This is a genomic window from Lapidilactobacillus salsurivasis (assembly GCF_054785215.1).
Map to the genome: position 1 here is coordinate 105,374 of NZ_BAAABI010000007.1, position 10,075 is coordinate 115,448.

At 50.7% G+C, this 10,075-nt stretch carries 7 protein-coding genes; 3 read left to right on the plus strand and 4 right to left on the minus strand.

The genetic code is table 11. From position 1 onward, the window contains the following. Positions 1–105: 105 nt before the first annotated feature. The 3 genes from ACYVSB_RS09565 to ACYVSB_RS09575 form a co-directional block, all read right to left on the minus strand. The gene (locus ACYVSB_RS09565; protein ID WP_461219227.1) at positions 106–975 is read right to left on the minus strand and encodes an ROK family protein; all 870 of its coding nucleotides are present in this window, start codon (positions 973–975) and stop codon (positions 106–108) included. A gap of 410 nt (positions 976–1,385) precedes the next feature. Next, on the minus strand, positions 1,386–4,091 hold the full coding sequence (locus tag ACYVSB_RS09570) for an alpha-mannosidase (RefSeq protein ID WP_461219228.1): 2,706 nt from the start codon (positions 4,089–4,091) through the stop codon (positions 1,386–1,388). A 34-nt stretch (positions 4,092–4,125) separates the two neighbouring features. Then, positions 4,126–4,542 (minus strand): hypothetical protein, encoded by a 417-nt coding sequence (locus tag ACYVSB_RS09575; protein ID WP_461219229.1) that lies wholly within the window; start codon positions 4,540–4,542, stop codon positions 4,126–4,128. Between the two features lie 159 nt (positions 4,543–4,701). Here ACYVSB_RS09575 and ACYVSB_RS09580 point away from each other — a divergent pair, with 159 nt between their 5' ends. Then, entirely contained in the window at positions 4,702–4,971 is a 270-nt protein-coding gene (locus tag ACYVSB_RS09580) for a hypothetical protein (RefSeq protein ID WP_461219230.1), read from the plus strand. Here ACYVSB_RS09580 and ACYVSB_RS09585 read toward each other — a convergent pair. Next, positions 4,944–6,236, minus strand: a complete 1,293-nt coding sequence (locus ACYVSB_RS09585) for a glycoside hydrolase family 125 protein (RefSeq protein ID WP_461219231.1) — start codon at positions 6,234–6,236, stop codon at positions 4,944–4,946. The genes ACYVSB_RS09580 and ACYVSB_RS09585 overlap by 28 nt on opposite strands. Before the next feature lie 149 nt (positions 6,237–6,385). Here ACYVSB_RS09585 and ACYVSB_RS09590 point away from each other — a divergent pair, with 149 nt between their 5' ends. Beyond that, complete coding sequence (locus tag ACYVSB_RS09590) at positions 6,386–7,459, plus strand: GntR family transcriptional regulator (RefSeq protein ID WP_461219232.1); 1,074 nt, start codon at positions 6,386–6,388, stop codon at positions 7,457–7,459. A 57-nt stretch (positions 7,460–7,516) separates the two neighbouring features. Then, positions 7,517–9,733 carry a GH92 family glycosyl hydrolase gene (locus ACYVSB_RS09595; RefSeq protein WP_461219233.1) on the plus strand — a complete coding sequence of 739 codons (2,217 nt, stop codon included), beginning with the start codon at positions 7,517–7,519 and terminating at the stop codon, positions 9,731–9,733. The last annotated feature ends 342 nt before the right edge of the window (positions 9,734–10,075 follow it).

A 10,075-nucleotide genomic window follows, 5' to 3' on the forward strand; every position in this document is an offset into this window, starting at 1 on the left:
GATTTTATGCATTTTAGATACACTTAACCCCACTACAAAAAGAAGACATCCAGTTTAGGATATCTTCTTCCACAACGCCACTATTCGTTAACCTTCAAAATATCTTTACTTCATCGCGTCTTCTGCGACCAACAAACTGCCCACGATCCCGGCGTCATCGCCGAGTTTCACGTGCTGGATATACTGGTCTAAATCGGGAACGCGTACATAATTGTTCATCAGCTTAGCAAATTCCGCGCGAATCATCGGGAAGAGCTGGGCTTGTTTGCTGACGCCGCCACCGAAGACGATAATGTCCGGCGAGAAGGTCAAGGTGTAGGTCATGCAGGCTTGCGCCAGGTAATAGGCCTCGATTTGCCAGAAAGGATCGTCCGGCGCGATTTCATGACCTTTTTTGCCATTGCGTTGTTCGATCGCCGGACCTGCGGCGATCCCCTCTAAACAGTCACCATGATAAGGACAGACGCCAGCGAAATCGTCGCCAGCCGCGCGGTGCATCATGATGTGGCCGCCTTCGGGATGGCTGCGGCCACCGTAAAGCTGACCGTGAGAAATGTAGCCCACGCCAATGCCGGTGCCGACAGTGATGTAGCAAATGTTTTGTTTGCCGACGCCAGCACCCTTCAAGTATTCGCCATAGGCCGCCACGTTCACGTCAGTGGTCCAAACGAATTTTACCTGAGGATAATGCTGTTGCAACGCGCCTAAGAAATCATAGTTTTTCCACGCTAATTTCGGTGTATCGGTAATGTGGCCATATGTGGCTGATTGGGGATCAATGTCGATCGGGCCAAACGAACCCACGCCGATCGCGGCCACGTCATACTGATCAAAAAAACGATAAACTTGTTGAAGTGTTTCCTCAGGTGTAGTCGTGGGGAACTTATCCCGGGCGATAACCGTGCCGGTTTCATCGCCGACCGCGCAAACAAACTTGGTCCCGCCAGCCTCGATGCCGCCTAATAATTGTGTCATGGTAATCCTTCTTTCACTTAACGTACTTGCTGATTGGAAACGTGCTGCGCGACCCAGCTTCTTCCGCTTAACTACGCTAGGCTTTCGGAGGCCAAGACCTGTCTCCAAAATCCTAGCTAGGTTAATGCTCAGAAGCTGACCAGGTCGCTCCGAACTCTCTACTTAAACGTGCTGCGCGCAACTGACTTCTGTGCTTAGCTACGCGCTTGTTCCGGAAGCTAAGTTCTGCTTCCAAAACAAGAGCTAGGCTAATGCTCGAAGTCAACCCGTTGCGCTCCGCACTCTATTTAAACGTGCTGCGCGACCTAGCTTCTTCCGCTTAACTACGCTAGGCTTCCGGAGGCAAAGACCTGCCTCCAAAATCCTAGCTAGGTTAATGCTCAGAAGCTGACCAGGTCGCTCCGCACTCTCTACTTATCAAATCTGTAGCTGCGGATTTCGGCGCCGCGTAGTTTGGCGTCGGCGGTCAGGGGCATTGGGCGGTCTAGGAAGTCAACCACTTCGCCGGTGTCAGTGCCGTGTTTGAGCGTCACCTTTTTGTCGGTCTGACTCATATTATACCCGCGGGCGATTATTTTACCATGGGCATCTTGTTCAACTCCGGTAATGGCAAAAGCATTGTCCTCAGCTTGTAGGCTCAACCATTGGCCGGTCGTACCGCGACTGCCTGGATGACGTTCCAGCCATTGGCTCAAGACTGGAATCTGACTGGCCCGGGCCAAGCGGTAAGTGGTCATTCTATCCGCTTCTGTCTCGCCATGGAAAAGCAAGGCGAACTCAGCGGTTTGGGCGCCTAAGCACTGGGCCTCGGGAGTCAGGAAATAGCCCCAATCGCCCAATTCACCGGTACAACGCAACAGGGTCAAGTCAATCGTGCCGTCTTCGGGCAGCACTTCATACTCATTCAAGCCATAGTTGGCCACGGTCACGCCTTCTAAATTATCATGGACATTAACGAAGGCTTGTTGCCGTTGCGGGTTGGTCTCGTTTTCCCACTCGCGACTTGGCACATTCGGCCGTTTGACCACTTCGAAAATCGATTCCGCTTCATTCTCGCCACTGTTGATCTGAGTTGGGAACAAAACGCGCAGCCGGTGGTTTTTCGCCTGATTATTGTAGCTCACTTTGAAGCTGAGTTGCCGGGAATCGCGATCTAACGTAATTTCCGTCCGCAGCACTAGCTTCAAAGTTGCTTGGCTCCGCCGCGCCTGCCGGTGGGTGATGTCAATGACCGCGCGCTGTTCGTAATCTAACTGGGCGTCGGCCCCCACCGGGATTTCCATGGTGGTCGTCATTTCCAGGACGCCCCGTTGGCTGTTGTTTTCCAAAACGTGGAGCACCGGCGCTTGATCCGTCGAGTAGATTCGTCGTTGATCCGCGGTTTCTTTGAAGATGTATTCGTTACCCATATCGCCAACATCCTCGAAAATCGCCTGGCGCGTATAGGTTCGTTGATTGGGCTTATCCACAATGATCAAACTGCCATCAACTGGTGAAACCTTTGCTTTTATCCATTTGTTTTCCAAAATATGATTGTTGGTGATGATGTGCCCTTGATCACGATCCGCGTAATACCGTGGCGTTTTCACTTCTTGGAGCGCTAAAGTTTGCCAGGAGAAGGCAGGAAGTTCATCCACATGGACCTCAACTTCCGCATAAACCGCCATGTACGGCACGCGGAAACGATCCTCCGGCAAATCAGCGCCAAAACGCGTGGTGAAGTCAGTGATGCGCCCGCTTTGTGGTTGACCATTGGCGTCAATGATTTGATAATGGCGCTTCTGTTGCTCGATCAGCTGCATTTTCGCAAATTGCGCGTCTGGTCTGCCGTCCGCAAAGAGCGCCCGATCCAACTCGACTTCCACTTTGACCGTGCCGGTCTTCGGCATATCGCTAGGATTGATCAGCACAAATGGGCGCGTTCCTTCTGGGAAAACACTGGTGTCAATTTGCGCGGTCAACGCCGCTTGCGCCTCATCACGAATCGATTGGGCGATGGCCTCAACCTTCTCGAAGCGAGTCATCATTTCGCGATGGACTTCATCGACGGAACAGCCAGTGATGCTATCGTGAATATCATTTTGTAACAGTAATTTCCACGCATAGGTCAATTGATCTTTAGGATATTGCGCCGCTGGCAAAAAGGCTGCCGCCAACTGGGTCGCTTCGGTGATCAATTCGTGTTGAACTTCCGTGTTCTTCTGTTTCAAATAGATGCGCGATGACGCCGTATTGGTCAACGTGTACCAGCCATCAGTCTCTTGGGACGTCAACTCACCTTTGACCTCACTGAGGTTTTCCGGCAAATCAGCCTTGACCGCCGCCAGATAATCGTCAAAGTTGGAATGAATGAATTCATAGTCCGGGAACAGTTCTTGTGCCACCGCCAAAGCCTTGGTGACATCTTTTTGAACAGGCTGATGGTCGACCCCATTCATCATCAACAGGTTATCGGTGGAAGCATATTTCTCCACATCCGCCAATTTCTGCGTCCAATAGACCTTCGCGGCCGCGGGATCAGTCGGAATTTCATTGCCGTTGCTATACCAGTTGGCAAACAAGATTCCTAGAACCTCACTTTGGTCCGGCCCTGACCACTTCATCTCTGAAAATGACGATTCAAACGCCGCTTCCGAAACTTGATTGTTCAACCCCGTCGGCTTAACGCCGCGCCCGAAGGCAACCGCGTCGAGCCCGGCCAAGCGCAACATTTGTGGGGTCTGACCCATATTACCAAAAGTATCAGGGAAATAGCCAATACCCATCATTGGGCCATATTTTTCCGCAGTGGCGCGGCCAATTTGGAAGTCCTTAACGTGGGCCTCAGGGCTGATCAAGAAATCATCTTGGAGGACATAGAAAGGCCCAACGCGCAATTTGCCCGCGGCGATGGCTTGGCGGATCCGACCTTCGTTTTCCGGGCGGATTGCTAAGTAATCATCAATAATAATGGCTTGACCATCCAATTGGAAACTATTGAATTTAGGGTCTTGATCGATCAAGTCAAGGACTTCATCAAGCAATTTCACCAAACGTAAATGGTGTTTTTCAAAAGGCATGTACCATTCGCGGTCCCAATGACTATGGGAAATTACGAAAACTTTCTTCTTTGTCATGCGTATCTCTCCTCAATTATTCTTTATGTTGAAATTATCCGCAGCAACGCTGCGGCGCGGCAGCTTTGGTTGGGAATGCTTCGAATGCTATTAAAAGTAGGTTGGCCGCAGCTTGCGCTGCGAAATTCGGGGTGAGCTCGCTGTGGGCGCTGTTTTGAGCCAATCCGCAAAGTGCGCGGCTTGTCTCAAAATCAGGCCTTGTCCTAAGCGGCAGAGCCGCCAAGGACAATTTCACGGCGATCTCACCCCGAATTTCTCCGCTCCAGCCGCTCAACGTTATAACAGTCGCTTGAGAACTCACGCCAATTGGCAGGCTATGGCCAATTGATGAGGATCCACGCAATTGACGACCGTGTCTAGTGGTCACAAGCTTTAAATTGGCGACACCAGCGCAGTCTGCCTGATGAACAAATCGAATTTTCAGTGAATCAACTGAATCGATCGGTTCCAAATCAAAACTTGATTAAGTATGCGCAACAAAGTTGTTGGCACAACCCAAGATATACCACCCTATTCATCAAATCCGTTGGCATTGCCGTACCACCTAAAAAGCGGACGACTGTTTTGACCTCTTACTTGCAAAACCTCTTCGTCAAATCCTTCACTTCGATTGCAGATAGGCTCAATTCTGTTCAGCAACCGGCTGGGACTGCGCGGCTCAGTGGTGAAATTGTCCTTGGCGGCTTTGCCGCTTAGGACAAGGCCTGATTTTGAGACAAGCCGCGATTTTTGCGGATTGGCTCAAAACAGCGCCCACCACGTTCCAGTCCGCATCAGCAGTCCCAGCCGGTTGCGCTCACGCGCAACACCCATCACTTCTGCCATCAAGCGCAACTTCAAGGATAGACCTGGTTATTTTTTCACGGACAGGCCCAGGTAATCCAGTAACAATTCACAGAACATCATGTTCGCCCACGAGAACCACTCCCGAGTGAAATTGTGGGGATCTTCCACATCGAAACCTTCGTGCATCATGTTGGTTCCCGCAGTAGTGCTCGCCAACAATTGCAAGAGCCGCAACTTTTCAGCGTGATCTGATTGCGTCAATCCTTGGATCGACAAGGCAATCGGCCAAATATAATGCGGTGGCGTATGGGGACTGCCCAAACCAGCGCCAAATTTACCGGCGTAATAATAAGGATTCTCAGGGCTCAGCAGTGTTTTGCGGGTGGCCAAGTAAGTTGGATCATCGTCGGCCAAGTAACCCAAGTAAGGCGCGCTCATTAAGTTAGGAATATTGCCGTCATCCATAATCACCGCGTTGCCCAAGCCATCGACTTCATAGGCGTAAACGGTTTCGCCAGCGGCATTGGTGGTCGTACCATAACGCTCGATACCAGCTTGGATCTCCACCGCCAACTGGTTGGCTTGGCTAGCAATTTCCGGATCAATCACGATTTCGGTGAAGATTTCCTTCAAGTAGTTCAGAATCACCACAGCGAACATGTTGGCTGGAACCAAGTAGCCATAAACGCAAGCGTCATCGCTTGGTCGAAAACCGGACCAGCTCATGCCCGTGTAACCAACGGGTGCGCCTAATCCATCACGAGTCAAGGTGTCTTCAGGACGATCTTCAGTCCGTTCAAATCGATAAGTTGACTGCTCGTCATGATGTTGTTCCACTTTGATGACGTGAAGAAGCTTTTTAACGGCGGAAACGAAGGTGCTGTCAAATTGATCGGTCAAGCCGGTATTCTTGTAAAGAAGATACGCCAGCTGTACTGGGTAGCACAGGGAGTCCAGTTCGTATTTGCGTTCCCAGATCCACGGGCCCATTTCCGTGGCGTCGCTTTGATGACCGTGACCATTGCCCGTCAAGTTGAAAGCGTTGGCGTAAGGATCCAAGTCCATATTGAAGAATTGGCGCTTGACCACTTTCAAAATGACGTCAGCCACCGCCGGATCCGTCTGCGCCATGATCAGATAAGGTCGCAACTGTGCAGTGGAATCTCGTTGCCACATGGCGGGAATATCCCCCGTCAACACGAAAATATTGTCGTGTTCGTCAGCTTCAAGAGTCGTTTCCAAGGTATTCGTAAAGGTAATGTCAAAAATCTGCGCTAGATTCTGAAGTTTCGGTCCGCAAAGTTCGTTAACATGAGCCACGAAAGCGCGAACAGCTGGCGTTACATAAGATTTTGTCATTTTATCACCACTTGATATATTATTTTGCAAGCCAAGTATATCATGAATAGACCACAAAAACAGTAAAAATTCCGAAAAAAAGATTTATTTTTGCAGAGAAATGATATATGATTGTTCATAACAACTACAAATAGTCGAGGTGAGGATCTATGGCCACTAATCAGAATAAATATCAGACGATTTTCACGGACTTGCGGGCCAAGATTTGGTCGGGATACTATCCAGCCAACCAACAATTGCCCTCAGAAAACGAACTGGCCCAGCAATACCAAGTCAGCCGGATCACATCGAAGCGGGCACTCCAGGAGTTGGCCGACATTGGTCTGGTGCAACGGCGCCAAGGCAGTGGCACGTTCGTCCGCCGCGGTTTGCGTTTGCGGGCAAAAACTGGCCAGATCTTGCTGGTGATTCCCTTCGCACCAGAATCTGGCTTGGGTGATTATATTACTGGGATCAAAGAAGTCTTAACGCCTAAGCAGGAGGAGCTGACGGTGATCGAAAATCAAAGTTTCGATTTCGATCATCCCCAGGCCTTCGCGGATAAATATGATGGCATCATTTACTACCCGCAAGATTTGGCCGCCGAGTTGGTCCAATTGCAGAAATTCGCGTTGGCCCATATCCCACTAGTCCTGATTGATCAAACCGCGGCGGGACTGCCGATTCCTTCCGTGGTGGCGGACAATACCCAGGGCGGCTATCTGGCCACCCAAACCCTGATCGAGAATGGTCACGAGCGCATTATTTTCCTAGCGACGGCGCACTTTGCCCATTCCCTGAATTCATCGGTGGCGCAACGCTATTTTGGTTACTTGCAAGCCCTGATGGAGCAAGATTTAACATTTGCGATCGCGCCGGAACAAGCGACGCGCTTAACCGAAAATAATTTCGCGGCGTTGTCTGATTTTCTGCGCGATGAACAAATCACCGGCATTGTCACTGAACATGATCTCTTGGCTTTGGATATTCTGGATTTTCTCCAGGCGCAAGGTTTCAAAATCCCCGACGATTTATCCGTGATCGGCTTCGATAACATTACCCGCACCGCCACCAGTCGACCGCAGTTAAGTACGATTCGCCAAGACTTTCAAACAATCGGCCGCCAAGCCGCGCAATTATTGCAGCAACGGATCGCCAATCCCTTCGATCCGGCCATCAAACAAGCGACCGTGCCTGTCAACCTGATTGCCCGGCAAAGCATCAAGAAACTTAACCGCAACTAAAGTAGCCACGCTTAGACAAACAGCAACTAAGAATAACTGACCAAAAAGGAGCTTATTATGCAGATTTCATCGATCGACACACGTCAAGGCACCGATAACACTTATCGTTTCTCCAACGGCAACACTTTACCATTGACCGGGGTACCTTTTGCCATGAATTATTACACCGTCCAAAATGATCAAAGTCGCGGCAGTTGGTTCTTCAATCCGCGCGACCACCGCTTTGAAGGCTTCCGGCTGACTCATCAGCCCAGTCCCTGGGTCAGTGATTTCTCCCGCTTGCTGTTACTACCGCTAACCAAGCCTGTTGGCCCGGATCACATCGACGACTACGCTGGCTCCTTCGAACCCCAAGACGCCCTCTTCTCGCCGGCTAAATTGCAGCTCCATGACCTCCACTACAGCATTGATTCAACTTTGGTGCCCAACACATACGGCGCCACGATCAAAAGCCATTTTCCGAAAAATCGCCAGGCTGGTTACCAACTGACCTTACCAGGTCGCGCTCAAGTGCGGATCGATCAGAAGCAGGGTCGGCTTCAAGGGCAGCTGATTAATTTCTCTGACTGTGAAGATCCTGACTTCACGATGTATTTCAGCATCCAACTGAGTGGTTCCTTCGCGGCGGAACCGTTGCGCTACCGCACCGCCACCGACCAACAAGAGCAGATCGCCGCTGCAGAGCAAACCGAATTTGCTGGCACGGACCTGCAACTCGTTTTTTATTTGAATGAAACCGACAATGAACTGGCTTTGGCTACTTCCTTCTTGTCCCTGGACCAAGCGCAACTAAATCTGCGCCGGCAACAAAGCGCGACTTTCGCCGAACAAGCAGCTGCCGCCGCCGCAGCTTGGCAAGATTACTTCGATCGGATTGTCGTTGAAGACCACCGCCATCCGGCTCAAGTTAAAACCTTCTACACCACCCTATATCGTCTCTTCCTTTTCCCACAGAAATTCTATGAGCTAGACGAACAGGAGCGGCCTTATCATTACGACACCTTGGCCCGCGCCGTCAAACCGGGAATTCTCTACACCAATAACGGCTTCTGGGACACTTACAAAACGGTTTATCCTTTCTACAGCCTGATCGCGCCAGAAATTTTGGCTGACATGTTGGCTGGTTTCTTGACCAGTTACCATGAAACCGGCTTTTTACCGAAATGGTTGTCGCCTGATGAGCGGGGGATGATGCCAGGCACGCTGATTGACGCCGTGATCGCCGACGCGGCCAGTAAGGACCTACTCAGCCCCGACCAATTGGAAGACTTCTTGAAGGCCATGGTCCACGCCGCCACCGTCCAAAGCGCTGACGACAAATATGGCCGCCGCGGCACGCTGGACTACTTGAAGTACGGCTATGTCCCTAGTACCCATGGCGAAAGCGTCAACCACACGTTGGACTACGCTTATAGCGATTATTGCATTGCTGTTGTTGCCGAAAAAGCCGGTCATTTAATGCTGGCGAAACAATATCGGGAGCGGGCCCGCAACTATCGCCACCTGTTCGATCCCGCCACTGGCTTCCTCCGGCCTAAAGACGACCAAGGTAATTTCACGCCTGATTTCCGTCCATTACAATGGGGCCACGGTTTCACTGAAGGCAGTGTTTGGCAAAACGGCTTCGCGGTTTACCAGGACATCGCCGGTTTAGTCAACGAATTTGGTGGCAAACAAGCCTTTTACGAGAAACTCGTTGAGCTGGTCAATACGCCAGCAACCTTCGAAACTGGTAGCTATGGTTTTGAGATCCATGAAATGACCGAATTGGCCGCGCTGAAATTTGGTCAATTGGCTTTGTCCAACCAGCCAAGTTTCCACATTCCTTATTTGTTCACCTATGTTGATCACCCCGAGATGACCCAATTGCTGGTCAAACAATTGCTTACCCAAGCCTTCAACAGCGGCTATCAGGGCTTCCCTGGCGACGAGGACAATGGTTCAATGGCTGGCTGGTTCGTCTTGTCAGCGCTAGGCATTTATCCGGTCACTCCCGGCTCCACGCAATTTGTCTTTGGGATTCCACTGTTCGACCAAGTGACCCTGCACTTGCCGGCTGACAAAACTTTGGTACTGCGCACAGTGAACAACGAAGCACAAAATCAATTCGTCCAAGCGAGAAGTCTGAATGGTCAAGCGGTCACCGCCACTTATCTTGATTATGACCAACTGATGGCTGGTGGGGAGCTGACTACCACCTTAGGTTTGGCGCCCAGCTTGCATCAACTGACTGACGCTGAACTGCCCTACTCAATTTCTGAATACGACGACTAGAACTGTCACCGCGCCAAACAGCCCACGTTTCTTCTTGATGGAGAAACGTGGGCTGCTTTTTAGTTTGGGTTGCTGGGTGAAAGTATGGTGGCCGCAGCTTGCGCTGCGAAATTCGGGGTGAGCTCGCTGTGGGCATCACTTTGAGCTTTTCGGAAAACCACCGAAAATCTCAAAGCTGAGCCTTGTCCTAGGCGGCAAAGCCGCCAAGGACAATTGGTTCTTTCTAACGTTTGGCGATTAAGGCTTATGCTGCACCATATTTCTCGATAAGTAGGATTCTCTCTTTTAATGATAAAAAACTACAGCGCCCATAAACAGCGCGTTTGATTGTTTTCGTGCGGT